23 protein-coding genes are annotated in these 24,734 nt (G+C 63.4%); 12 read left to right on the plus strand and 11 right to left on the minus strand.

Annotated elements, in window-relative coordinates:
• Positions 1-133 precede the first annotated feature (133 nt).
• Both NKH50_RS19810 and NKH50_RS19815 read left to right on the plus strand, forming a co-directional pair.
• Complete coding sequence (locus NKH50_RS19810; protein ID WP_352737905.1) at positions 134-1,717, plus strand: ABC transporter permease; 1,584 nt, start codon at positions 134-136, stop codon at positions 1,715-1,717.
• Positions 1,714-2,796, plus strand: coding sequence for an ABC transporter ATP-binding protein (locus tag NKH50_RS19815; RefSeq protein ID WP_352801928.1), 1,083 nt, complete (start codon positions 1,714-1,716; stop codon positions 2,794-2,796). The genes NKH50_RS19810 and NKH50_RS19815 overlap by 4 nt, the downstream gene beginning before the upstream one ends.
• A 22-nt stretch (positions 2,797-2,818) precedes the next feature.
• Here NKH50_RS19815 and ugpC read toward each other — a convergent pair whose 3' ends face one another.
• From ugpC to ugpB, 4 genes are all read right to left on the minus strand, one after another.
• Positions 2,819-3,886 (minus strand): sn-glycerol-3-phosphate ABC transporter ATP-binding protein UgpC, encoded by a 1,068-nt coding sequence (gene ugpC / locus NKH50_RS19820; protein ID WP_352737908.1) that lies wholly within the window; start codon positions 3,884-3,886, stop codon positions 2,819-2,821.
• A gap of 7 nt (positions 3,887-3,893) precedes the next feature.
• Positions 3,894-4,742 (minus strand): sn-glycerol-3-phosphate ABC transporter permease UgpE, encoded by an 849-nt coding sequence (ugpE, locus tag NKH50_RS19825; RefSeq protein ID WP_352476283.1) that lies wholly within the window; start codon positions 4,740-4,742, stop codon positions 3,894-3,896.
• A gap of 8 nt (positions 4,743-4,750) precedes the next feature.
• Positions 4,751-5,635: a sn-glycerol-3-phosphate ABC transporter permease UgpA gene (gene ugpA, locus NKH50_RS19830; RefSeq protein ID WP_352880765.1), complete on the minus strand. Its 885-nt coding sequence runs from the start codon at positions 5,633-5,635 to the stop codon at positions 4,751-4,753.
• An 81-nt stretch (positions 5,636-5,716) separates the two neighbouring features.
• Complete coding sequence (gene ugpB, locus NKH50_RS19835) at positions 5,717-7,027, minus strand: sn-glycerol-3-phosphate ABC transporter substrate-binding protein UgpB (protein ID WP_352880592.1); 1,311 nt, start codon at positions 7,025-7,027, stop codon at positions 5,717-5,719.
• A gap of 294 nt (positions 7,028-7,321) precedes the next feature.
• Here ugpB and NKH50_RS19840 point away from each other — a divergent pair, with 294 nt between their 5' ends.
• Positions 7,322-9,754, plus strand: coding sequence for a bifunctional diguanylate cyclase/phosphodiesterase (locus NKH50_RS19840; RefSeq protein WP_352880594.1), 2,433 nt, complete (start codon positions 7,322-7,324; stop codon positions 9,752-9,754).
• Positions 9,755-9,756: 2 nt separating this feature from the next.
• Here NKH50_RS19840 and tlpA read toward each other — a convergent pair whose 3' ends face one another.
• Positions 9,757-10,440, minus strand: coding sequence for a thiol:disulfide interchange protein TlpA (gene tlpA, locus NKH50_RS19845; protein WP_352737912.1), 684 nt, complete (start codon positions 10,438-10,440; stop codon positions 9,757-9,759).
• Between the two features lie 35 nt (positions 10,441-10,475).
• Here tlpA and argH point away from each other — a divergent pair, with 35 nt between their 5' ends.
• The 3 genes from argH (at position 10,476) to lysA (ending at position 13,443) form a co-directional block, all read left to right on the plus strand.
• Positions 10,476-11,876 carry an argininosuccinate lyase gene (gene argH / locus NKH50_RS19850; protein ID WP_352880597.1) on the plus strand — a complete coding sequence of 467 codons (1,401 nt, stop codon included), beginning with the start codon at positions 10,476-10,478 and terminating at the stop codon, positions 11,874-11,876.
• Between the two features lie 71 nt (positions 11,877-11,947).
• Positions 11,948-12,154, plus strand: coding sequence for a hypothetical protein (locus NKH50_RS19855; RefSeq protein ID WP_023677931.1), 207 nt, complete (start codon positions 11,948-11,950; stop codon positions 12,152-12,154).
• Between the two features lie 17 nt (positions 12,155-12,171).
• On the plus strand, positions 12,172-13,443 hold the full coding sequence (gene lysA / locus NKH50_RS19860) for a diaminopimelate decarboxylase (RefSeq protein WP_352737914.1): 1,272 nt from the start codon (positions 12,172-12,174) through the stop codon (positions 13,441-13,443).
• Positions 13,444-13,453: 10 nt separating this feature from the next.
• Here the strand turns inward: lysA and NKH50_RS19865 are convergent, their stop codons facing one another.
• On the minus strand, positions 13,454-13,756 hold the full coding sequence (locus NKH50_RS19865; protein ID WP_352880599.1) for an ArsR/SmtB family transcription factor: 303 nt from the start codon (positions 13,754-13,756) through the stop codon (positions 13,454-13,456).
• Positions 13,757-13,819: 63 nt separating this feature from the next.
• Here NKH50_RS19865 and NKH50_RS19870 point away from each other — a divergent pair, with 63 nt between their 5' ends.
• Both NKH50_RS19870 and NKH50_RS19875 read left to right on the plus strand, forming a co-directional pair.
• Positions 13,820-14,761: a threonine/serine dehydratase gene (locus NKH50_RS19870; RefSeq protein ID WP_352880601.1), complete on the plus strand. Its 942-nt coding sequence runs from the start codon at positions 13,820-13,822 to the stop codon at positions 14,759-14,761.
• Between the two features lie 212 nt (positions 14,762-14,973).
• Complete coding sequence (locus NKH50_RS19875; protein WP_352801916.1) at positions 14,974-17,589, plus strand: TIGR02302 family protein; 2,616 nt, start codon at positions 14,974-14,976, stop codon at positions 17,587-17,589.
• A gap of 71 nt (positions 17,590-17,660) precedes the next feature.
• Here the strand turns inward: NKH50_RS19875 and NKH50_RS19880 are convergent, their stop codons facing one another.
• Positions 17,661-18,518 (minus strand): LysR family transcriptional regulator, encoded by an 858-nt coding sequence (locus NKH50_RS19880; protein WP_352649318.1) that lies wholly within the window; start codon positions 18,516-18,518, stop codon positions 17,661-17,663.
• Between the two features lie 223 nt (positions 18,519-18,741).
• On the opposite strand from NKH50_RS19880, the gene NKH50_RS19885 reads away from it, so the two are divergent.
• Positions 18,742-19,692 carry a DMT family transporter gene (locus NKH50_RS19885; RefSeq protein WP_352737919.1) on the plus strand — a complete coding sequence of 317 codons (951 nt, stop codon included), beginning with the start codon at positions 18,742-18,744 and terminating at the stop codon, positions 19,690-19,692.
• Positions 19,693-19,711: 19 nt separating this feature from the next.
• Here NKH50_RS19885 and NKH50_RS19890 read toward each other — a convergent pair whose 3' ends face one another.
• The 3 genes from NKH50_RS19890 to NKH50_RS19900 all read right to left on the minus strand — a co-directional run bounded on the left by NKH50_RS19890 (position 19,712) and on the right by NKH50_RS19900 (position 21,340).
• Entirely contained in the window at positions 19,712-20,083 is a 372-nt protein-coding gene (locus NKH50_RS19890) for a response regulator (protein WP_352505095.1), read from the minus strand.
• A gap of 197 nt (positions 20,084-20,280) precedes the next feature.
• Positions 20,281-20,823 (minus strand): hypoxanthine phosphoribosyltransferase, encoded by a 543-nt coding sequence (gene hpt / locus NKH50_RS19895; protein ID WP_254816654.1) that lies wholly within the window; start codon positions 20,821-20,823, stop codon positions 20,281-20,283.
• A 184-nt stretch (positions 20,824-21,007) separates the two neighbouring features.
• Positions 21,008-21,340: a hypothetical protein gene (locus tag NKH50_RS19900; protein ID WP_352880605.1), complete on the minus strand. Its 333-nt coding sequence runs from the start codon at positions 21,338-21,340 to the stop codon at positions 21,008-21,010.
• Between the two features lie 194 nt (positions 21,341-21,534).
• Between NKH50_RS19900 and ftsE the strand changes: the two genes are divergently transcribed.
• From ftsE to NKH50_RS19915, 3 genes are all read left to right on the plus strand, one after another.
• Positions 21,535-22,194, plus strand: coding sequence for a cell division ATP-binding protein FtsE (gene ftsE / locus NKH50_RS19905; RefSeq protein ID WP_023677923.1), 660 nt, complete (start codon positions 21,535-21,537; stop codon positions 22,192-22,194).
• Entirely contained in the window at positions 22,187-23,170 is a 984-nt protein-coding gene (locus NKH50_RS19910) for a cell division protein FtsX (RefSeq protein WP_352505094.1), read from the plus strand. Before ftsE ends, NKH50_RS19910 begins: the two co-directional genes overlap by 8 nt.
• Positions 23,171-23,258: 88 nt before the next feature.
• Complete coding sequence (locus tag NKH50_RS19915; RefSeq protein WP_352704391.1) at positions 23,259-24,020, plus strand: YdcF family protein; 762 nt, start codon at positions 23,259-23,261, stop codon at positions 24,018-24,020.
• Positions 24,021-24,050: 30 nt separating this feature from the next.
• Here NKH50_RS19915 and NKH50_RS19920 read toward each other — a convergent pair whose 3' ends face one another.
• A complete protein-coding gene (locus tag NKH50_RS19920) occupies positions 24,051-24,671 on the minus strand; it encodes a pyridoxamine 5'-phosphate oxidase family protein (RefSeq protein WP_352880607.1) in 621 nt (206 codons plus the stop codon).
• Positions 24,672-24,734 lie beyond the last annotated feature (63 nt).

Genomic DNA, 24,734 nt, shown 5'->3' on the forward strand with positions numbered 1-24,734 from the left:
CTCCTGTGGGAATTCGCTTTCCGCGGGAGCGCTCTGTTTTCAAGATGGCATTTGTCCATGACCACAAGCTGCTCGCCGCATTCGCCGACGATTGTTTCCGCCTTCGGGCGGAAACGGCACAACGTCTGATCTGATGCAGTCGGCGATCGATCTTGCACCTTCAGGCTTGCCAGCCGATACGACGGCCGTGCGGGCACGTCGTTGGTCGGTCTCATGGATTGCACTGGCTGCCGTCTTTGTTTCGCTTTTCGCGCTGCTGCCACTTGCCTTCATCGTCTGGGTGGCGGTGCAGACTGGCTGGGAAACCGTGGCGGCGCTGGTGTTCAGGCCGCGCGTCGGGGAACTTCTGGTCAACACCAGTCTGCTGGTGGTGCTGACCGTGCCGATTTCGATCGTGCTGTCGGTGGCGCTGGCCTGGCTGACCGAGCGCAGCGATCTGCCGGGGGCCCGCCTATGGGCCTGGTTGTCGGTGGCGCCGCTCGCCATTCCCGCCTTCGTCCACAGTTACGCCTGGATCACCATGGCGCCCAGACTGCACGGCCTGTGGGCCGGCGTGCTTGTGTCCGTCATCGCTTATTTCCCGTTCCTCTATCTGCCGATAGCGGCGGCTTTGCGCCGGCTCGATCCCGCTCTCGAAGATGCAGCAGCGGCCCTCGGGCTTGGCCCATGGCGCGTGTTTCGGCGTGTCGTGCTGCCGCAGCTCCGACTCGCCATTTGCGGCGGCTCGCTGCTGGTCGGCCTGCACCTCCTGGCCGAATACGGCCTTTACGTTTTCATCCGCTTCGACACCTTCACCACCGCGATCGTCGACCAGTTTCAGTCGACCTTCAACGGTCCCGCCGCCAACATGCTGGCCGGCGTGCTGGTGACCTGCTGCCTTGTGCTGCTCGGGCTGGAGGTGCTGGTACGCGGCGAAGAGCGCTATGCCCGCGTCGGTTCGGGTGCTGCGCGCCAGCAGCAGCGCACGGGCCTTGGGCGCGCCACCATTCCTTGCCTGCTGCTGCCTGCCATTACCACGCTACTGGCGCTCGGCGTGCCGTTCGCCACCATCGGCCGCTGGCTCGTGGCCGGCGGCGCCAATGTCTGGCGGCTCGACGAGATCGGTCTGGCGCTTGGCCAGACGCTGTTCCTGGCGATTGCCGGCGCGCTGCTCGCCACCGTCGCGGCAATGCCGATGGCGTGGATCTCGATCCGCGCGCCGGGAAGGCTGCAACGCGTCCTGGAGGGCTGCAACTATATCGTCGGCGCGTTGCCTGGCGTCGTCATCGCGCTGGCGCTGGTCACCATCGCCGTGCGTATCGCCATGCCGCTCTACCAGACCCTGTTCACCATCCTGGTCGCCTATGCGCTGATGTTCCTGCCGCGCGCCCTGATTAGCCTCAGGGCGTCGATCGCACAGGCGCCAGTCGAGCTCGAACGCGCCGCCTCGAGCCTAGGCCGGTCGCCGCTCAAGGCGCTGTGGTCGACGACCATCCGCCTGTCGGCGCCGGGCGCCGCAGCCGGCATGGCGTTGGTCGCGCTGGGTATCATGAACGAATTGACCGCAACCCAGATGCTGGCACCCAACGGCACCCGCACGCTGGCCATGGCGTTCTGGTCCTATAGCGGCGAGATCGACTATGCGTCGGCGGCGCCTTATGCCCTGATCATGGTAGCGATGTCGCTGCCTTTGACCTGGCTGCTCTACGTCCAGTCGAAGCGGATGGCCGGGCGATGAGCTTTCTCGAGCTGAGCGGCATCCACAAGCACTACGGGCCTGTCGCAGCACTTGCCGGCGTCGACCTCAGCGTGGTCAGCGGCAGCCGTACGGCAATCGTCGGGCCATCCGGTTGCGGCAAGACCACCTTGCTGCGGCTGATCGCCGGCTTCGAGGCGCCGGACCAGGGCCGCATCGTGCTCGATGGCGAGGTGCTGGCCGATGGCGACACGGCCGTGCCGGCACATCGCCGCGGCATCGGGCTGGTGGCGCAGGACGGCGCTCTGTTCCCGCATCTGAGCATCGCCGCCAATATCGGCTTCGGCATGGGGCGTCACGAGGAAAAGCGCAGTGAGCGCATCGCCGAGCTCGCCTATGTCGTCGGACTGGACAAAGGAATCCTGAGGCGCCGCCCGCATGAGCTCTCCGGCGGCCAGCAGCAGCGCGTCGCGCTCGCCCGCGCCATGGCCATGAAGCCGCGGCTGATGCTGCTCGACGAGCCGTTCTCGGCGCTCGACACCGGCCTGCGCGCCTCGATGCGCAAGGCCGTGGCCGAGCTCCTTGAAACCGCCGGCATCACCACCATCCTGGTCACCCATGATCAGGCCGAGGCGCTGTCATTCGCCAGCCAGGTCGCGGTGATGCGCGACGGCAAATTCTCGCAGGTCGGCACGCCGCGCGAGCTCTATTTCAGGCCGAAGGACAGGATGATCGCCGAGTTCCTCGGCGACGCCATCGTCTTGCCGGCCCGGATCGCTGATGGCTTCGCCACCTCGCCGCTCGGCCGCATCGCCGTCGACAGCACCGAGCGGCGCGACATCGCCCGCATCATGCTGCGGCCCGAGCAGGTGCTGCTGAAACGAACCTCGCGTGAAGGCATGTCCGGCACGCCGGACATGCTGTTCGGCGAGGTCACGGAATCCGAATTCGCGGGCTCGATGTGCACGATCGCCGTACGTCTCTTGAACAGCCCAGATCCGCCCGACGCCGCCGCCATCGGCAACACGCCATTGATCCTGCGCAAGCCGGGCATGGACGCGCCTGCGGTCGGCGAGATCGTGCGGCTGACCGTGTCGGGCAAGGCGCATGTGTTTGCCTGAACGGTTTTGCGCAAGGCCGATTTCAATCGACCCGTTTGCCCGCTTGATCGAACCAATGCAGCTTTTCGGACCTGGCCACGACGCGCAATCGGTCGCCTGGCTTGGCGCTGGCGCGGCCTGAGACGCGCACCACGATGCGGCTGCCGGCTGCCACGCAATGGAGAAAGCTTTCGGCACCGACCGGTTCGACCGCTTCCACTGTCGCCGGCAGCGCGAGCGCGCCGGCCGGCGCCTCTGCCGCGAAGGTGATATCGGCGTCCTCCGGACGAAAGCCCAGTGTCACCGCCTTGCCCTGTCGAGGCGCCAAGCCAATCACCGTACCGTCGGCCAATACCAAGCTTGGGGAGGCCCCTGTGAGCGCCAGCAGATTCATCGGCGGTGCGCCTATGAACGAAGCGACGAAGGTCGAGGCCGGTTTCTCGTACACATCAAGCGGCGCGCCGGTCTGCTCGACCAGTCCGGCGTTCATGACGACGAGGATGTCGGCCAGCGTCATCGCCTCAAGCTGGTCGTGCGTGACATAAACCGAGGTGACGCCAAGCGAGCGCTGCAGATTCTTGATCTCGATGCGCATCTGCCCGCGCAATTTCGCATCGAGGTTGGACAGTGGTTCGTCGAACAGGAAGACCTTCGGGTTGCGCACGATGGCGCGACCCATGGCGACGCGCTGGCGCTGACCGCCTGAAAGCTCGCGCGGGCGCCGGTCGAGCAGCGCCGAAAGCTCCAGCACCTTGGCCGTCGAGCGTACCCTGCTATCGATCTCGTCCTTCGGCGTGCCGCGGTTGCGCAGGCCATAGGCCATGTTGTCATAGACCTTCATATGTGGGTAGAGCGCGTAATTCTGGAACACCATGGCGATGTCGCGCTCGGTCGGGCCGATGGCGTTGACCACCTTGCCGTCGATGGCGACTGTACCGGCCGAAATGGTCTCCAACCCGGCGATCATCCTCAGCAGCGTGGACTTGCCGCAACCTGACGGGCCGACCAGCACGCAAAGCTCCTTGTCGGGAATGGCGATGGAGACGCCCTTCACGGCTTCGACGCCGCTGGGATAGACCTTCTTCACGTCCTTCAGATCGACGGTCGCCATCAGAGTCTCACTTTTCGGATTCGACCAGGCCGCGCACGAACCAGCGTTGCATCATCACCACGACGAGAATCGGCGGCACGATGGCCAGCATTGCCGTGACCATCACGAGGTGCCATTGGGTGTCGGCATCGGCGAAGGAGACCATCTTTCTTAGCGCGATGACGATGGTGTTCATGTCGTTGCTGTTGGTGACGAGCAGCGGCCAAAGATACTGCGTCCAGCCGTAGATGAAGAGGATCACGAACAGCGCGGCGATGTTTGTCCGCGACAGCGGCAGGAGGATATCAAAGAAGAAGCGCCATGGCCCGGCACCGTCGACACGCGCCGCCTCGACCAATTCGCCCGGTATGGTCATGAAGAATTGGCGAAACAGCAGCGTTGCGGTGGCTGAGGCGATCAGCGGGACGATCAGGCCGGCATAGGTGTCGATCATGCCGAGATCGACCATCACCTTGTAGGTCGGCAGGATGCGCACCTCGACTGGAAGCATCAAGGTGATGAAGATCAGCCAGAAGAAAGTCATGCGCAGCGGAAAGCGAAAGAACACGATCGCGTAGGCCGACAGGATCGAGATGAAGATCTTTCCGACCGCAACGCCGAGCGCCATGATCGTGGTGTTGAGGAGCAGCCTGCCGACGCTGACCCCGCCGATACGGCCGATGCCGCCGAACAGCGCCTCACTGTAGTTGTTCCATAGCTGGCTGCCCGGCAAGAGCGGCAGCGGCGGCCTGAGGATCGTTTGCAGCGTGTGCGTCGAGGCCACGAAGGTGTAGTAGATCGGAAAAGCCACGATCAATATGCCGAGGATGAGCACGGCATGGGCGATGAAGGTGCGGAGCGGGGACTGGCCGATCATCGCTGCCCTCAGCCGTAGTGGACTTTGCGTTCCACATAGCGGAACTGGATCGCTGTGAGCGCGATGACGATGGCCATCAGGATGACCGACTGCGCCGCCGAGTCGCCCAGGATCAGATTGACGAAGCCGTCATTATAGACCTTGTAGACCAGCGTCTCGGTCGTCTTGCCCGGCCCGCCGCCGGTGACGGCATGAACGATGCCGAACGTATCGAACAGGGCATAGACGGTGTTGACGACCAGCAGGAAAAAGGTTGTCGGCGCAAGCAGCGGGAAGACGATGGTCCAGAAGCGCTTGGTCTCGCCGGCGCCGTCCATGGCCGCCGCTTCGATCAGCGTTTTCGGCACCGCCTGCAGGCCGGCGACGAAGAACAGGAAGTTGTAGCTGATCTGCTTCCAGGCAGCCGCCGACACCAGCAGGATCATGGCGTGGGTGCCGTTGAGCAGTGGGTCCCAGGGGATGCCGAGGCTTCTCAGCAAATAGGCTAACGAGCCGATCGAAGGGTTGAACAGGAAAAGCCAAAGCATGCCGGCAATCGCCGGCGCCACGGCATAAGGCCATATCAACAGTGTGCGGTAGAGGCCTTTGCCGCGCACGGCCTTCTCGGCCATGACCGCGAGCAGCAGGGCCACAACCATGGCAACGATCGCGGTCGCAAGCGAGAACACCACCGTGACCGTGATCGAGTTGAGGTAGGCCGGATCGGCCAGCACCTTCCGGAAATTGGCAAACCAGACGAACCTGCTCTTCAGCCCGAACGGGTCTTGCCTGAGCATCGACTGGTAAAGCGCCTGACCGGCCGGCCAGTAGAAGAAAACCAGGGTTATGGCAAGCTGTGGCGCCACCAGCAGGTAGGGCAGGATCTTGTTGGGAAAGACGACGCGTGGAGACAGGCTGATTTCCCTCGCTATCCAGGCATCGCCCACGCGCGCTCGCGTGGGCGATATTCCAACCGATTGACCGAGACGATCTCGTTAGTTGTCCAGGGCTTCCTTGATTGCGGCGTTGCCGCGCGCGACCGCATTGTCGAGGGCCTGCTGGGCGGTTTGCTGGCCGGCCAGCATCTTCTCCAGCTCCTCGTTCTGGATATCGCGCACCTGCGGCAGATTCGGCAGGCGCACGCCCTTCGAATTGTCGGTCGGCGACTTGCCGATCATCTGCAGGATGGGTGTCTCGCGGCCGGGGTTCTTGTCATAGAAGCCTGATTTCTTGGTCGCCTCATATGCGGCGAGCGTCACAGGCAGGTATCCCGACTTCTGGTGCAGGTATTCCTGCACATCGGTCTTGGACAGATAGGCAAAGAAGGCGGCAACGCCCTTGTATTCCTCGTCCGACTTGTTGCCGAACACCCACAGGCTGGCACCGCCCGGCGTCGTGTTCTGCGGGGCACCCTTGGCGTCACTATCGTAGGGAAGCTGGCCGATGCCATAGTTCATGCCGGACTTGACGATATCGCCGAGGCCGCCCGACGATTCGGTGAAGATGCCGCATTCGCCGGCGAGAAATATCTGCTTGGCTTCGGAGGTGCGCCCGCCATATTTGAACGTGCCGTCCTTGGACAGGTCGGCGAGCGCCTGGAAGTGGTTGACGAAAATCGGCGCATTGATCTTGAGTTCGACGTCGCCGCCGGCCAGGCCGTTCTGCTGGGTGGCCCAAGGCACGTCATTCCACGCCGCGAAATTCTCCAGATGGATCCAGGTCAGCCAGGTCGAGGTATAGCCGCAAGAGGCGGCGCCGCTCGTTTTGATCTTCTTGGCGGCTTTCCAAACCTCGTTCCAGGTCTTGGGCGGATTGTTCACGTCGAGGCCTGCCTTCTGGAAGATGTCCTTGTTGTAGTAGAGGATCGGCGAGGAGGAGTTGTAGGGGAAGGACAGCATGGTGCCGTCCGGCTTGGAATAATAGCTGACGATGCCGGGCAGATACTGGCTCTTGTCGAAAGTCATCCCGGCGCCGGTCATCACATCGGCCACCGGCTTTATCGCACCCTCGGCCGCCATCATCACGCCGGTGCCGACGTCGAACACCTGGAGGATATCGGGCGCTTGCCCGGCACGAAAGGCAGCGATGCCGGCATTCAGCGTCTCCGGATAGGTGCCCTTGAACACCGGAACGAGCTCATAGTCGCTCTGGCTGGCGTTGAAATCCTTGGAGATCTTGGCGACGACCTCGGCGTTGGCGCCGGTCATGGCGTGCCACCAGCTGATCTGCGTGACGGCGAAGGCAGAGGTGGTGGAAAGCAGGGTCACGGTGGCGGCGATACCGGCCGCAAAGCCGAAGAACTTCATGTTTCATCTCCCGTTTGTCATTGGCGAAAGGGGGCACCTCCGCAAAGCCAATATGTGGCGCTGATGACAATCGGACAACGGTTTTGTTGCCGATCAATGAACATCATTCCTTCCTAAAGTGCACTCGCTACCGAAACCGGGCGCCAGAAATCACATCACCGTCTTTTCGGCGCAGCGGGCGTCGGTTTTCCCCCGAAAAGACCCGTCTCATGGCCCGCGGGTTAACCATTCGTTAAAATCTCCAAGAGCTAATCCGTCACACCTCCCCTGTTAGTTTTGACCGAGTGAACCAGGATGCTGACGGTCTATAATTGTATCGTAAATCAGCACGACCTGAGACTGGTTGCGCTCGCCGCACTCGTCTGTGGAATTTCTTGTTTCTCTGCGGTTAATCTCCTTAAGCATGTCGGCCGATCGACCGAGCGAAACCGGCTTGTCTGGCTGATGATCGCCGCAGCTTCGACCGGGTTCGGCATATGGGCGACGCATTTCATCGCCATGACCGCGTTTACGCCGGGAATACCGAACGCATACAATCCGGGATTATCCGCCTTTTCGCTTGCCGCCGCCGTCATCCTGACCGCGCTTGGGATGTGGGTCGCCACCTTGCGCCGCGGCATCGACCATTTCCTCGTCGGTGGCGCCATTCTCGGTGGCGCCATCGCGACGATGCACTACATCGGCATGGCAGCTTTCGAGGTCGAAGGCCGGGTCGTATGGAACCTGCTCCTTGTCGCGATATCGCTTCTGGCCGGCGTGACCCTTGCGGCACTGGCGCTCCTGGTCGTCTTGCGCCGCCCGTCAGCACTCGCGACTCTCGGCGGCGCCGCGCTTTTGACGCTGGCCATTTGCAGCTTGCATTTCATCGCGATGGCCGCGGTGTCGATCATTCCGGATTCCTCGATTGAAATATCCGAACATTCCATCGAGCCCATTTCCCAGGCCTTTGCCGCAGCGGTCGCCAGCCTTGTAATCCTTGTGCTGTCAGGTGCCGCGCTGTGGATCGATCTGCGCTTTCGCCACCAGAAGCTCGAGGCCGAGCGCATGCACGATCTCGCCAATGCGGCGGTGGAAGGTCTGATCGTTTGCGATGGCACCCGCATCGTCAGCGCCAATGACAGTATGGCGAAGCTGACCGGAACAGCGACAGCCACCCTGAATACGATGCAACTCGGCGAGCTTTTCGACGGACAGAGCGCAGCCGCTATGTCCGGCTTCGGCGAACAGGCGCAGGAAGCGACATTAAGGGGCAGCGACGGCGCGAGAATTCCTGTCGAGCTGATCGCCAGGAAGATCACCTACTGCGGCAGGCCTCATACGGTGCTTGCCGTTCGCGACATCCGTGAGCGCAAGAAAGCAGAAGAAGAGATCCTCCGCCTCGCGCATTTCGATCCGCTTACCGGGCTTGCCAATCGGCGGAGCTTTTCTTCCCGGCTGGAAGCAGAATTCGCCTCGATGGATCGTGGCGGCAGGGATGGATATCTGGCGCTCCTGCTGCTTGACCTCGACCGGTTCAAGCAAGTCAACGACCTCTACGGCCACAGCGCCGGTGACGCGATGCTGCAGAAACTCGCGCACTGCATTTCCGGCATTCCGCGCCACGGACAAATGCTCGCGCGTCTCGGCGGCGACGAATTTGCCATCATAGCTCCGAACCTCCCCGACCCCCTGGCCGCAGGCCGGATAGCCGAGGACTTGCTGGCGGCGATCCGCGAGGAAAACAGGGTTTCGGTCGGCTCCGGCCTCGTCTCGGCCAGCATCGGCATCGCCTTCTTTCCGCTGGATGCCGAAGACCAGGCCGGCCTGATCAGCCACGCCGACACGGCACTCCATCGCGCCAAAACCGAAGGCAGGGACACTTACCGGTTTTTCGAGATAGCCATGGGCACCGCGGCCCGCGACAAGCGCGTGATGGAGCATGAATTGCGCCAGGCCATCGCCCGCAAGGAGTTCCACCTCGTCTACCAGCCTCAGAAGGAAATCCGCGGCGGCAGGATGATCGGCTTCGAAGCCCTGGTCCGGTGGCAGCACCCTGAGCGGGGTGATATTTCTCCGGCTGTTTTCATCCCCGTGGCCGAGGACAGTGGCGCGATCGCCCAGATCGGCGACTGGGTGCTGACGACGGCTTGTAACGATGCTGCTCGCTGGACAAATCCGCTGATGGTCGCAGTCAACGTCTCCGCCGTGCAGCTTCACAATCCGAACTTCAGCCGCAAGGTGCATGACGCACTGGCGAGGTCCGGCCTGGCACCCGGCAGGCTGGAACTGGAGATCACCGAAACAGCCCTGGTGAAGGATATGCCACGCGCGCTGGCGGCCTTGAGGCAGGTCAAGGCGCTTGGCGTGCATGTAGCGATGGACGATTTTGGCACCGGCTACTCTTCGCTGTCCAACCTTAGCGCCTTTCCCTTCGACAAGATCAAGATCGACGGGTCGTTCATCAAATCGGTCGACAAGAACGCCCAGTTCGCGGCGATCGTCCGCGCCGTGCTGGGGCTTGGACGCGGTCTCGGCCTACCGGTCCTTGCGGAGGGCATCGAGACGCCGGGTGAATTGCAGTTCCTGGACGCCGAGGCTTGCGAGATCGGGCAAGGCTATTACCTCGGCAAACCGGCTCCGATCGAGACGTTCGGCGAACTGACGGGCGTGGCTGCTCCGGCAATCCGCACAGCCAGCCGACGCGGCGCAAGCATTGCCGTGCTCAAGCCGCGCCTGCGCACGGTCTGAGCCTATCCCGGCTGAAGCGCCGCCTCGACCAGACGCTTGGCATCCGGCCCCGACCATTCGGCCGGGCCGTTCATATGGGCGATGAGGCAGCCTTGCCCATCGATCAGCATGGTGACGGGCAGACCTAGCGCCAGGCCGCGCGTCTTGACGTCGTTGAACAGCGCCATCGTGGCATCGCGATAGTAGCCGAGCGACTTGACGCCGGTGTCCTCCAGGAATTTCTTCGGTTTGGCATCGTCGCCGGCATCGACGTTGACGGCAACAACCTGAAACGCATCGCTGCCCATCTCCTTCTGCAGCGCATCGAGCGCCGGCATTTCGGCGCGGCAAGGCGCACACCATGTCGCCCACAGATTGAGCAGCACCGTCTTGCCGGCATGATCGGCGATCATCGTCGGCTCCCCGTCGGGGCCGTTGAAGGCAAGGCTTTTCAGCGATTGCGGCGGATCCGCCGGCAAAAGCGCGGCAACCTGGCCGGTAGCAGCGGCGGCGATCTTCTTGGCACGGTCGGTCTTGGCGACGCAGGCGGCGTCGTCCTTGCCGCCGCCGGCGGCCACTGGCGCGGGCGCCTTGTTGCCAGAACTGCTTTCCCTGACATATACCGCGACCGCGCCGGCCAGCACGCCCGCAACCAAAGCGGCGAGGATGAGACGCAAAGCCGGGAAAAATCTATTGCCGTCTGCCATTTTTGAAAAACTGCTCCGGAGCACGGGTTATAGCGATGAACGACAAGAAGGCCAGCAACCAGATGTGGGGCGGACGTTTTGCCTCGGGTCCGGCCGCAATCATGGAAGCGATCAACGCGTCGATCTCGTTCGACCGCAAACTCTATGCGCAGGATATTCGCGGCTCGATCGCCCATTGCCAGATGCTGGCGCAAACGGGCATTATTTCGGCGGCCGATCAAGAAAAAATCACTCACGGGCTGAACACGATCCTGGCAGAGATCGAGGCCGGCACATTCGAGTTCTCCACCAGGCTGGAAGACATCCACATGAATATCGAGGCCCGTCTGGCCGATTTGATCGGGCCCGCAGCTGGCCGCCTGCATACCGCCCGCTCGCGCAATGACCAGGTGGCGGTCGACCTCAGGCTGTGGGTCAAGGACGAGTGCTTTCGCGTCGCCGAGGCGCTGAAGGGGCTGATCACGGCGTTCCTAGATCGCGCCGAGGAGCATGCGGCAACGGTGATGCCGGGCTTCACCCACATGCAGGCGGCGCAGCCGGTGACCTTCGGCCACCACTGCATGGCCTATGTCGAGATGTTTGCGCGCGACCTGTCTCGCGTCCGCGATGCGATTGAGCGTATGGATGAAAGCCCGCTCGGCGCTGCCGCCCTTGCCGGCACCAGCTTTCCGATTGACAGGCACGAGACAGCGAAGGCGCTTGGCTTCCGCGAGCCGATGCGCAATTCGCTCGACAGCGTTTCGGATCGCGATTTCGCGCTCGAGTTCCTGGGCGTAGCAGCGATCTGCGCGACGCATCTGTCGCGACTGGCTGAAGAGATCATCATCTGGTCGACGCCGCAATTCGGCTTCGTCAGGCTGTCGGATAGTTTCTCGACGGGTTCGTCGATCATGCCGCAGAAGAAGAATCCCGACGCTGCCGAACTGGTGCGCGGCAAGACCGGCCGCGTCACCGGGCACCTCGTCGGCTTGCTGACAGTAATGAAGGGCATGCCGCTGACCTATGGCAAGGACATGCAGGAAGACAAGGAATCCGTCTTCGACGCGGCCGAGACGCTCGACCTGATGCTGGCGGCAATGACCGGCATGGTGCGCGACATGACGGTGAACACCGCGGCGATGAAAAAGGCCGCCGGCGCCGGCTATTCGACTGCGACCGACCTCGCCGACTGGCTGGTGCGCACGCTCGGCCTGCCGTTCCGCGAGGCGCACCATATCACTGGCCGGGCGGTGGCGCTGGCCGAGGACAGGAAGATCGGGCTCGACAGGCTTTCGCTGGAGGATCTGCAGTCCATTCACCCCGGTATCAGCGCCGACGTGTTTTCGGTCCTTGCCGTGCAGAATTCTGTAAAGAGCCGCACGAGCTTCGGCGGCACCGCGCCGTCCGAGGTGCGCAAGCAGATCCGCTACTGGAAAAAGCGGCTCGCCAAGGCGTAAGACGCGGGGTGCAATGGCCGCAAAACTCGGCTAGAAGCGGCTGCGGGCAAAAGTTTCGGACGGATGGCACGATGACCGGAAGCAGGATTTTGGTGACGCTGACGCTGTTGGCAGCAATGGCCACCGTTGCGGCCTGCGGCAGGAAGGCTGCGCTTGATACGCCCTACGCGGCCGCCGTGCAGGCCCGCAAGGACGCCGAGAAGGCCAAGCAACCTTTGCCGCCGGAGCCGGAAAAACCTGTTGAGGACAAGAAATTCATCCTCGACCCGCTGCTCTGATTTTTCGGACCAATCTCGTGAACCATTTCGACTACCGCGACGGCGCGCTGCATGCCGAGGACGTGGCGATATCAGACATCGCCGCCAGCGTCGGCACGCCGTTCTATTGTTATTCGACGGCGACGCTGACCAGGCATTTTCGCGTCTTCACAGAGGCCTTTGCCGGGCTCGACGCCCTCGTCTGCTATGCCATGAAGGCGAATTCGAACCAGGCCGTGCTGAAGGTGTTGGCAAGACTCGGCGCCGGCGCCGACGTGGTCTCGGAGGGCGAATTGCGCCGCGCTTTGGCGGCCGGCATTCCGGCAAGCAAGATCCTGTTTTCGGGCGTCGGCAAGACCGCGCGCGAAATGGATTTTGCGCTCTCGGCCGGCATTCTCTGTTTCAACGTCGAATCCGAACCGGAGCTGGAGCTGCTGTCGGCCCGCGCGACCGCGCTGGGCAAGATCGCGCCGATCTCGCTGCGCATCAATCCGGATGTCGACGCCAGGACGCACAACAAGATTTCGACTGGGAAGGCCGAGAACAAGTTCGGCATTCCCTGGCAGCAGGCACGAAAGGTTTATGCGCGCGCGGCTGAGCTGCCGGGCATCAAGGTCACCGGCATAGACACCCATATCGGCAGCCAGATCACCGAATTGCAGCCCTTCGACGAGGCCTTTGCGCTGCTGGTGGAGCTGGTCGGCGCCTTGCGCTCCGACGGTCATGCCATCGAGCACATCGATGTCGGTGGCGGCCTTGGCATTCCCTACCGCGTCGACAACAACCCGCCGCCTTTGCCCGATGCCTATGCCCGGATCGTCAGAAAGCATGTCGTCGCCGAACTCGGGCTGAAAGTGATGTTCGAGCCAGGCCGGCTGATCGTCGGCAATGCCGGCATCCTGGTCTCGGAGGTAATCTTCGTGAAGGAGGGCGACGCCAAGAACTTCCTCGTCGTCGACGCCGCGATGAACGACCTGATCCGGCCGACGCTTTACGACGCTTTCCACGACATCAAGCCGGTGGCGCAGCAGCCGGCCGCAGCACCGCGCATGAAGGTCGACGTCGTCGGCCCGGTTTGCGAGACCGGTGACTATCTCGGGCTCGACCGTGACCTGCCCCGGCTGAAATCCGGCGACCTGATCGCTGTCGCCACCGCCGGCGCCTATGGCGCCGTCCAGGCCGGCACCTACAATACCAGGCTGCTGGTACCGGAAGTGCTGGTCGACGGCGACCGCTTCCACGTTGTGCGCCCGCGCCAGACCTATGACGAGCTGATCGGACTGGATTCGGTGCCGGACTGGTTGGAGTAGAACTCTGCAGCTACAGGCGGTGCTGAATGAGCGCCCTGGTTTCGGCGATCCTGTTCTCGTTCCGGCGATAGAATGTCCACTGCTTGATGCGCTTGCTGCGCAAAAGCCCTGCCTGGGTGAGCACGCGCATATGTTCGCTGAGCGTCGCCTGGGTGATCCCCAGCTTTTCAGCGATCAGCAGCGCGCAGACTCCGTCGTCGACCAGATCGCCGTCCGCCTGCGGCGGAAAGTGCGCGAGCGGGTCCTTGAGCCAATCGAGGATCTGCAGCCTGCGCTCGTTGGCAATCGCTTTGAAGACGTCGACCTCTTGCATTTAGCTACTTTGCCAAGTTACTAAGTAATGTCAACTCTGAATGTCAGCCCTGGGAGTGAAAGCATGCTGCACGGCCACACGATCACACGCGAGCGCATTGCGGCGATGGAACCACGCATCCGACCCTTCGTGCGCCACACGCCGGTGCTGCGCGTCGACATGGCCGATTTCGGCCGCCCGGCTCTGCCGGTCGACCTGAAGCTTGAGTGCTTGCAGCATTCCGGCTCGTTCAAGGCGCGTGGTGCGTTCACCAATCTCCTCGAACGGCCGGTTCCTGCGGCCGGCGTCGTCGCCGCATCGGGCGGCAATCACGGCGCCGCCGTCGCCTATGCCGCCATGCGACTCGGCCACAAGGCGACCATCTTTGTTCCCGAAGTGAGCCCGCAGGCCAAGCTGGACCGCATCCGCGGCTACGGCGCCGAGCTGATCGTCGGCGGCGCCCGTTATGCCGAGGCGCTGGCCGCCAGCGAGAGCTTCGCCGAAAAATCCGGCGCCCTGCAGATCCACGCCTTCAACCAGGAGGAGACGCTGGTCGGGCAGGGCACGCTCGGCCTCGAAATCGAGGCCGACCTTCCGAAGCTCGACACCCTGCTGGTTGCTGTCGGCGGCGGCGGCCTGATCGGCGGCATCGCCGCCTGGTTTTCCGGCCGCATCAGGATCATCGCGGTCGAGCCGGAGGGTGCGCCGACGCTTCATCGCGCGTTCGCCGCGGGCCGACCCGTCGACGCGCCGGCTGAGGGCGTCGCCGCCGATTCGCTCGCGCCAAAGCGTGTCGGCGAAATGATGTTTCCTATCGCCGAGGCATTCGTCGAGCGCTCGATCCTGGTCGGCGACGACGACATTATCGCCGCCCAGGCGGCGCTGTGGGACCGCGTGCGAATCATCTCCGAGCCGGGCGGTGCGGCCGCCTTCGCGGCGCTCCTGTCCGGCCGCTACGCACCGGCTAGAGGCGAGCACGTTGCCGTACTGGTCTGCGGCGCAAACGCCAATCCGGCGAAATTCTGACAATATCCGGGGCATTATTGTTCACGTTTTGGGGAACCGCCTCGCCTTCGCCGTGTTTGTTGGTATCCTTAGGGCGATGTGCATCCGCTTGGACGCACGAAGTACGCGCTAAGATTTTAGGTCTTCGCATCGTGCTTCCCGGAAATCGACTTTTCGGGCCCATGCGATAGACTCGTGAGGCCTGGGCTATCCCGCCCGGCCAGGAAGGGCCGATGACGCAACGACCCATTTTCACCAGCGATCGCAGTCTGGCCAGGCGCCTTGCCTTGAGCCGGCTGGGGACGCAGGTCTCGATAATCGTCGAACGCGGCTGGCCATTGCTGCTGCCGCTGATCATCGTCGCCAGCCTGTTCCTCAGCATTTCGTGGCTCGGCCTATTCCCATTTTTGCCCGATCTGGCGCGGATCGGTCTTATCACGGCATTCGGCGTCGCAGCGCTTGCCGCACTCTACCCGCTGCGTTTCTTCCGCACGCCATCCAGTGCCGAGGTCGACCGCCGCATCGAGGCGGCCAACCGGCTGCTGCACAGCCCGGTGCAGGTCCAGACCGATCGCCCGAGCGGCAAGGAAAGCATTTTTTCGCAAGCCCTGTGGCGCGAGCATCAGCGGCGCATGGCTGACCGGCTGGGCGAGCTTGGCGGCGACGTGCCGCGCACACGCGTGCCGGAACGCGACCCGTGGGCGTTGCGCGCCGTTGCCGCGCTTTTGTTGGTCACTGCCTTTGCCTTCTCCTTCGGGCCGTCGGGCGGCAGGCTGGGCGACGGCTTTGTTGCCCGTGCCGCCCGCGACGTCGTGCCGCCGCGCATTGATGCCTGGGTGACGCCGCCGGCCTATACCGGCAGGCCGCCGATATTCCTGAACGCCCCAGTCCTTGCCAACAACGCCACTCAAACGGCGCCGACCTTCACCGTTCCGGAGGGCAGCGATGTGTCGCTGCGCGTCACCGGCGGTTCGGGCGAGGAAACGCTGAGTTACGCCGACACCGGCGGCAACACCCGCGCCATCGATCCGACCGGGCCGCAAGCCGCCAAGACTGAGGCAGCTCCGGCAACGCCTTCCACCGTGCGCCAGTTCAGCGGCAAGTTGACGGCCGACGGCACGCTGACGCTGCAGTCCGGCGACGGCGAGCTCGGCCGCTGGGCCTTCGCCATAATTCCCGACAAGCCGCCGCAGATCCGCTTTGTCGGCGAGCCGAAGCGCGCCGTCAACGGCGCCTTCGAACTCAACTACCAGATTGACGACGACTATGGCGCGGCCTCCGCCAAGGCCGTTTTCGCATTGGCCGATCCGCAGGCACCCAACGCGCATCCGCTCTATGGCCCGCCGGAAATGCCGCTGACGTTGCCGCGCCGCGGCGGGAAGGCGAATGCCGCTAAGACGACGAAGGACCTGACCGACCATGTCTGGGCCGGTGGTAACGTCAAGCTGTCGCTTGTCGCCACCGACGGTGCCGGACACACGGCGACCAGCGAAACCAAGACGCTGGTGATGCCGGAGCGGCCATTCTCCAACCCGTTGGCGCGGGCTGTTGTCGAGCAGCGCCGCATGCTGGCGCTCGACGCCTATGCCAAGGACCGGGTGCTCGACCTAATGGATGCGATCACGCTCAGGCCCGAAGACACGTTCGACAACATGACGCACTACCTCGCCATCATGAGCGCCCGCACCCGGCTGAAGATGGCTGACAGCGACGACCAATTGCGCGACGAGGTCGCTTACCTCTGGGAGATCGCGCTCGGCATCGAGGAAGGCAATCTGTCGGCGGCCGAGAAGCGGCTGCGCCAGGCGCAGCAGGCGCTGCAGGATGCGATCAAGAACGGCGCCAGCGACCAGGAGATCGAGAAGGCGATGAAGGAACTGCGCGAGGCGATGAACCAGTTCCTGCAGGAATTCGCGGCGCGGGCGCAGCAGAATCCGAATGCGCCACAGATGCAGCAGAACGGCCGGGAACTGCGCCAGAGCGACATCGACCGCATGATGGACCAGATCGAGAACCTGGCGAAATCCGGCAATCGCGACCAGGCGCAGCAATTGCTGTCTGAGCTGCAGGACATGATGAACAATCTGCAGGCAGGCCGCCAGCAACAAGGCGGTCAGCAGGACAGCGAGATGCGTCAGCAGATGGATAAGCTGGGCGAGATCATGCGGCGCCAGCAGGAGATGATGAACGACACCTTCCGCATGGACCAGATGCAGCGTGGCCAGCAACAGCGCGGGCAGAACCGCGACGAGCAGCTCGGCGAGAACGGTGAGCCGGGCCCGATGGACGAACAGGGCAAGCCCGGCCTGGGCGACGACCGCGATCCGCTCGGCCGGCCGGGGCAGATGACGCCGCAGGAATTCGCCGATGCGATGAAGCAGTTGCAGGAAGGCCAGGGCAAGCTGCAGAGCGAGCTCGATCAATTGAGGAAGAGCCTCGAAGGCATGGGCCTCGACCCCAATGAGGGGTTTGGCGAGGCCGGCAAATCCATGGGCAATGCCGAACAGGCGCTCGGCGAGGGCGAAGGCGACCAGGCCGTCGGTCACCAGGGCCGCGCATTGGAAGCCTTGCGCAGGGGCGCCAAGGACATGATGAAGCAATTGCAGGCGATGCAAGGCGACCAGGGCGGCAACGGCCAGGGCGGACGACAGCAGAATGCCGACCGTGACCCGCTCGGGCGGCCCCGCACCAGCGAGGGTCCCGATGACGGGAGTTCGGTGAGAGTGCCTGACGAGATCGACGTGCAGCGTGCCCGCCAAATCCTCGAAGCGATCCGCAAGCGGCTCGGCAATGCACTCAGCCCCGATATCGAGCGCAGCTATCTGGAGCGGCTGCTGGAGCTGAAGTAAGGCTGCCTGTATTCGGAAGATCGCCGCGCGCGGTCCGTGGTGGCCGCCACCGCCGGACTGAGCGGCATTCTTTAACGGTTGGTGAACGCCTCGCGGATCGCCTCTTCCATGCCGTCGATGGCCTCGCCGGAAGCGTTCGGGTTGCGCCGCAGCACCACGTTCGAGGAATCGATGTCGCCGAACCCGTCGGCGGTCGTAAGCTCGCGGCAGCCGGCCGGAATGTTGCTGCGCGAGATCGGCGCAATCGCCAGCCCGGAGGTGACGGCGAGCCGCAGGCCGCCATTGGTATCGCTGGTGTAGGCGACACGATAGGCGAGATCGCGCTGTTCCAGCGACTTTATCGCGAAATCCTTGCACCAACCGGCACGGTTGTAGAGCGCGATCGGCACCGGCCGCTCCTCATGCATGTGATGCAGCTCTGACGTCACCCATACGGTCGGGTCATGCATCAGCACCTCACCGCCCGACAGATCCTGCCATTCGAACACCACCGCCAGATCGAGCTCGCCAGCGGCGAGCGCCGCGATCTGCGCACCGGAATGCGCGTAGCGGACGGTGATGTCGACCTGAGGATGGCGCTTGGCAAAGGCGCCGAGCGCGCGCGACAGGATCGCGTGGCCATATTCCTCCGGGATACCGATGCGCACCGGCCCGCCAAGCGGCGCCGCGACCATCGATGCCGCCGTCTCGTCGAGCAGTGAAACGATGCGCCTGGCGTTGGCGATGAGCTCGCCGCCGCGCCGTGTCAGCGCCACACCGCGCGAGCCGCGCTCGAACAGGCTGTCGCCGATCATGCCTTCAAGCTTCTTCATCTGCATCGAGACCGCCGACTGGGTGCGCCCGGCCCGCTCCGCCGCCTTGGTGAAATTACCACTGTCGGCGACCGCCACGAAGGTTCGCAACAGGTCGCTGTCGAGATTGGGTCGCATGTGCCCGCCATAAGAAAATCTGATTGCTGGCATCATTCCAATTCGTTTGCAACATGTCAAACGGCGGACAATAGTTCGCCTTACCCATTGGATATGCGGCCGCGAAATCGGCCGCGGACCAATCAAAAGTCCTCACTCGTACCCGCTGCCCGAAATGGCGGCGGGTTCTTTTTACCCGGATGCAGGCCTGTGTTCGGCCGCGCACGCGGGGACAGGAGCGCCTATGCAGAATCGGCTTGTGCTCGGCATCCTCAGCCTCTGTCTCGGCGTACTGGTCTTTTCGCTGCAGGACCCGCTGGTCAAGGCGGTGTCGAGCCACTATCCGGTCACCGAGGTGATGGCGATCCGCTCGATCGTCGCCCTGCCGATCCTGGTTTTCCTCGTCCACGCCGATGTCGGATTGCAGGCAATCCTGTCGAAGCGGTTCGGCATGCTGACGATGCGCGCCTTCATCCAGTTCACCTCCTACACGGCCTACTATCTGGCAATCGCCGCCCTGCCGCTGGCTGACGCGGTGGCGCTCTATTTCATGGCGCCGCTGTTCATCATGGCGCTGGCCGGCCCCTATCTCGGCGAACGCGTGTCCTGGCAGGCGCTCGCCACCGTCCTGGTCGGCATGCTCGGCGTGCTGGTGATGGTGCGCCCAGGCGCCGGCTTGTTCGACTGGGCGGCGCTGCTGTCGCTAGGTTCGGCTCTGCTCTACGGTTTCTCGCAGCTGATGGCGCGCAAGATCGGCGACACCGAATCCTCGACCGTCATGGCGTTCTATCAGAACGGCGCCTATCTGGTCGGCGCGGCCTTGGTAGCGGCATTGTTTTGGCTGGCAGGCATTGACCACGCCGTGCATCCGAGCCTCGAGTTCCTCGTCCGGCCATGGGCCTGGCCGGCGACGCCGGATCTCCTCAAGATGGGGGCATGCGGCTTCGTTGCCTCGGCCGGAATGATCCTGTTGTCGCAGGCCTACCGGCTGGCGCCCGCCAACAGCGTCGCCACCTTCGAATACACCGGTATCATCTGGTCGCCGCTATGGGGTTTTCTGTTCTTTGCCGAAATGCCGCGACCAGCGACGGCGGCCGGCGCAGCCCTCATCATCGGCGCCGGGCTTTTTGCGCTCAATGCCGGCCGGCGCCGGAGCGGCGAGCCAGCCATTGCGGCGACCTGCGACCCTGCCTGAAGGCGGTCGACCTTGGGCTTTAGGCGAAGCAGGCGAGCGCCTGTTCGACGCGGGCGCGGATTTCAGCCAGCGCGAACGGTTTTTGCACGACGTCGAGAATAATGCCGTCCAATTCCTCGGCGCGCTCGCGTTGGTCGGCATAGCCGGTCATCAGAACGATCTTCACCGCCGGGAACAGCGCCGCTGCCGCCTTGGCCATCTCGATGCCGTCCATCTCCGGCATGCGGATGTCGGACAGCACAAGGTCGTAGCCCCCCTGCGCCGCCCCGATCAGAGAAAGACCGTGCGCGCCATCGGCGGCAACAGTGACATTATGCCCGGCGCGTTCGAGCGCACGGGCGGCGAGGCTGCGGACGGATTCATCGTCCTCGACGATCAGGAGCTTTGCCATGGGCAGGATATTTGGCGAGGAAAAGTTGATGTTTCCTGAAGGCGCTGAGGGTCGATGAGGCCTTTTCAGAATTCGCTCTGGCGAGTCAGATGGCGTGGTTTTCGAGAACCGGAGCGGAGCGGACTGTCGACTCCGAGAGCACCGGAAGCGCTCAAAACTGCGTCAGGTGGCCGCCGGAGTAGAATTATCAAAAGACCTCAAGCGTCGCCCTTGACGATGCCGACGAACGGCAATTCGCGAAACGCGTGGGCGACGTCCATGCCATAACCGACGACGAAATAATCGGGGCAGTCGAAGCCGACATAGTCGGCGTTGAGCGTGGTCTGGCGGCGCATGCGCTTGTCGAGCAGCACGGCGATGGCACAGCTCCTCGCGCCGCGCGACAGCATGAGGTCGCGGGTGAAACTCAGCGTTTTGCCGGATTCCAGAATGTCGTCGATGAGAAGCACGTCGCGGCCGGCGACCTCGTTGTCGATGTCGCGCAGCACCCTCACCTCACCGCTGGTCGTGCCGGCGCCATAGCTGGAGATGAAGATGAACTCGACCTCCGGCGACAGGCCGACATCGTGCATGGCACGGATAAGATCGGCGGCGAAGATGAATGATCCTTTCAGCACCGAGATTACCAGAAGGTCGTGGTAGTCGTGCCCGGCGATCTCCTTGGCAAGTTCCAGGTTCCGCCGCGCAATGGCGGACGCTGAAAACAGGACTTCGATGTCCTTGCCGCGCACGACTGGCATTGGCTGCCCTTCCAGAAATGATCGCCTTGTAGGCGAAGCCGACCGAAACGGTCTTCAACCCCGTTTCTAGGCATGTCGAGCCGGCTGGCAAGGCCAATCTTTCGCAGGACGCCCGCGAACGGTCGGATGCCCCAGCGCGTCGCGAATCGTTTACTTGGTGACCCGTTGATTTTCCGGCGCCGTTCTAACGAATCAGCGCATGGCCGCCCGACATCCAGAAGGCGGCAAAGGCGGCACCGACGCCGACAATCCAGAAGATCGGCCCACCGTGCACCCACAACGGCCGTTCGACGGCGGTTTCGGGCTTGCGCAACATGTCCATGCCTTCGATGGAAGGCGTGGAAATCATGCGGGCAGGCGGCGGCGCAAAGTCTGGACGTGTAAAATGGCGGGGCAGCACCTCATAGTCGGCATCGATGACGTCGGCGGTCACGTCATGCATGATGCGTTCCGGCCCGGCGGCCGGATCGGTCATGATTTCGCCGGAAACCGGGCGCGCGGTTCGATCCTCAGCCATCATGGCCTGACACTACAGCACCTGTTCGCTGTTCGTTTCTTTTGGGTAAACGGAAATGGTTAACGCTTCCCCACCGGAACCCCTGGGACTCGCTCGAAAAGCCGCCAAATTAACCGTCGGTTAACCATGCCGGCCGATGGTCTTACCACAGAAAGGGCTGGCATCTTGCCGCCAAGAATTTCAGGTCGTCGAAAGTGATCCGCTTCGAAAATGTCGGCCTCCGCTATGGCATGGGTCCGGAGATTCTCCGCGACATCTCCTTGCACATTCCGGAGCGCTCCTTTCAGTTCCTGAGCGGACCTTCAGGCGCCGGCAAGACGACGTTGCTGCGGCTTTTGTTCATGTCGCTGAAGCCGACGCGCGGCCTGATCACCATTTTCGGCAAGGACCGTTCGCGCATCTCGCGCACCGAATTGCCGCATCTGAGACGGCGCATCGGCGTGGTGTTCCAGGATTTTCGTCTGCTCGACCATATGACCACCTATGAGAACGTGGCCTTGCCGCTACGCGTACGCGGCCGCGAGGAAGCGACCTACCGCACCGACGTCACCGAGCTGCTGAAATGGGTCGGCCTCGGCGAGCGCATGCATGTGCTGCCGCCGGTGCTGTCTGGCGGCGAGAAGCAGCGCGCCGCCATCGCCCGCGCGTTGATCGAGCAGCCCGAGATCCTGCTCGCCGACGAGCCGACCGGCAATGTCGACCCGCCGCTGGCGCGACGCTTGCTGCGATTGTTCATCGAGCTCAACCGGCTGGGGACCGCCGTGGTGATCGCCACACACGACCTCGGCCTGATGGAACAGGTCGACGCACGGCGAATGATCCTGGCCGGCGGAAGGCTGGACATCTATGACTGAGCTCTCCGTCGAACATTTCGAGGGTCAGGACGCCGCGGCGGCAAAGCCCCGCGTCCAGCGCAAGATGGCGCCGATCGTGCCGGCGCAGAACATCGCCGGCCGGGCGCTGGTGCTGGTCATCGCCATCATGACGTTTCTGTCCTGCCTGACGTTTGGCGCAGTCACGCTGGTGCGTGACACCGCCTCCGTCTGGGAGAACCAGATCTCGCGCGAAGCGACCATCCAGATCAAGCCGGTCGATGGCCTCGACATGGAGGCCGCACTTGCGCTTGCCTCGCAGATCGCCGGCGAGTTCCCTGGCGTGAAAAGCGCCAGGATCGTCGATCGCGAAGCAACGGCCCGACTGCTCGAGCCTTGGCTGGGCTCGGGCCTGAACATCGATGAGCTGCCGGTGCCGCGCCTGATCATCATCACCATTGACGAGAACAGTCCGCCCGATTTCGCCGCACTGCGTGCGGCAATCACGCCGAAGCTGCCGAGCGCCTCGCTCGACGATCATCGCACCTGGGTGGACCGGCTGGTTGCTATGGCCCGCACCACGGTAACGATCGGTATCGCAGTGCTGGCGCTGATGCTGTCTGCGACGGTGCTGACCGTTGTATTCGCGACGCGCGGCGCCATGGCCGGCAACGGCCACATCATCGAGGTGCTGCATTTCGTCGGCGCCGAGGCGCGCTTCATCGCGCGCGAATTCCGCCGGCATTTTCTGGTCACCGGCATGAAGGGCGCCGCGGCAGGCGGCGCCGCGGCGATCCTCGTCTTCATCGTCTTCTCCTGGTGGTCGTCACGCAATATGGCGACACCGCAGGCCGACCAGGCGACCGCCCTGTTCGGCAATTTCGCCATCGGCTCGGCGGGTTATCTCGGGGTCGCTGTCATGGTGCTGGTGATCGGCGCGCTGACGGCGGCAACCTCCCATTTCACCGTGGTTACCTATCTCAGCGACATCGATATTCGCCAGCCGGACGCCGGCTAAAGGAAAGATCGATCACGGATGAAAACGCCTCGTCACGAAAATTGCATTTTTTTCCTACCAAAGGCCGTATTTCGGGATTAACCATTTCATGATGGACGTTCGGGACTCGACCGATACCGCTGGGTGCATGCCAGTGCTGGTTGCGCGTCCGCATGAATTCGCCGGGCCTGATGAATTTGCCAAGCCGGATCAATCCGCCAAACATGGGCGGCTGCTGGCAGCCCGCTCCTTGCGCCTCTCGGCTCTCCTTCTGCTCGCCCTTGTGGCGTTGTTTGTCGCCGGCTTCGGCTGGTTCGCCAATACCGTCAGCCGTCTGACGACGCCCGCCAATCCGGCAAGGGCCGACGCTATCATCGTGCTGACCGGCGGCCAGTCGCGACTCGACGCTGCTATGGGCCTGCTTGCGTCAGGCAAGGGCGAGCGGCTGCTGATCAGCGGCGTCCATCCTTCCGCCAGCCGCCGCCAGCTTCAAGCCGCGACCGGTGGCGACAAGAGGCTGTTTTCATGCTGCGTCGACATCGACCGCGCTGCGCTCGACACGATCGGCAATGCCGAGGAAAGCGCCAAATGGGTCGAGGACCATGCCTACGGCACCGTCATTCTCGTCACCAACAATTATCACATGCCGCGCAGCCTGCTGGAAATGGGCCGGCTGCTGCACGGCGCAAGGCTCGAGCCCTATCCGGTGGTCAACACCAACCTCGAGAATGGCGGCTGGCTGACCAAGCCGGAAGCGCTGCGTGTGCTGTTCACCGAATATAACAAATACCTGCTGGCGCTGGCGCGCGGCATCATGCCGGTGAAGCAAACCGAGAGCGTCGCGCTGGCCGACGCCGCAGGCGGAAGCTGAACGGCACCGGCACTTTTTATTCCCTAGCTCTTATTCCCTGGCTGCTGCATCCGATCGCAAGCGTGCGATCTCCTGTTCGAGCCGTTCGATGCGCTTGTCGCGTTCGCCCAGCGCCGCCGCCACGTCGGCCGCTTCGAAACGCTGCGGGATGTGCTGCGAGCAATTTGAATCCCAAGCCGAAACCGTAAACAGGATGACCTGCTCGGGTCGCGCCTTATAGTCTTGCGGCATCAGCTTTGCCGTCAGCTCGGCATCGCCCTCGACGACTTGCGCTTTGCCCCAGATCTTGATGCGCTGCCGGTGCGCATAATCGATCAGAAACAGGAAAGCCTGTGGGTTCTCGCTGAGGTTGCCCTGGGTGATGAACTGCCTGTTGCCGGAAAAATCGGCAAAGCCGATCGTCCGTTCGTCGAGCACCTTGAGGAAACCGGCAGGCCCGCCGCGATGCTGGATGTAAGGCTGCCCGTCCGCATTGGCGGTCGACAGAAAGACGCTGGTCTGCGCCTCGATGAAGGCGGCGAGATCGGGCGTGATTGCCGCCTGCCAGCCGCCACGCTCCTCGATACGGGCATAGGCCTGGCGCGAGCCCTTGCGGGCCTGGATCGCCTTCACCGTCAGGGTGAATGCGACATCGCTGGTGTGAGCGTTCATGAATATCTCCTTAGGCGCCGAGTGCGCTGCATTGTTCGCTTACGAGAATAGGGCCTTCCGTCT

The organism is Mesorhizobium sp. M1027 (assembly GCF_040318745.1).
Lineage (GTDB): Bacteria > Pseudomonadota > Alphaproteobacteria > Rhizobiales > Rhizobiaceae > Mesorhizobium.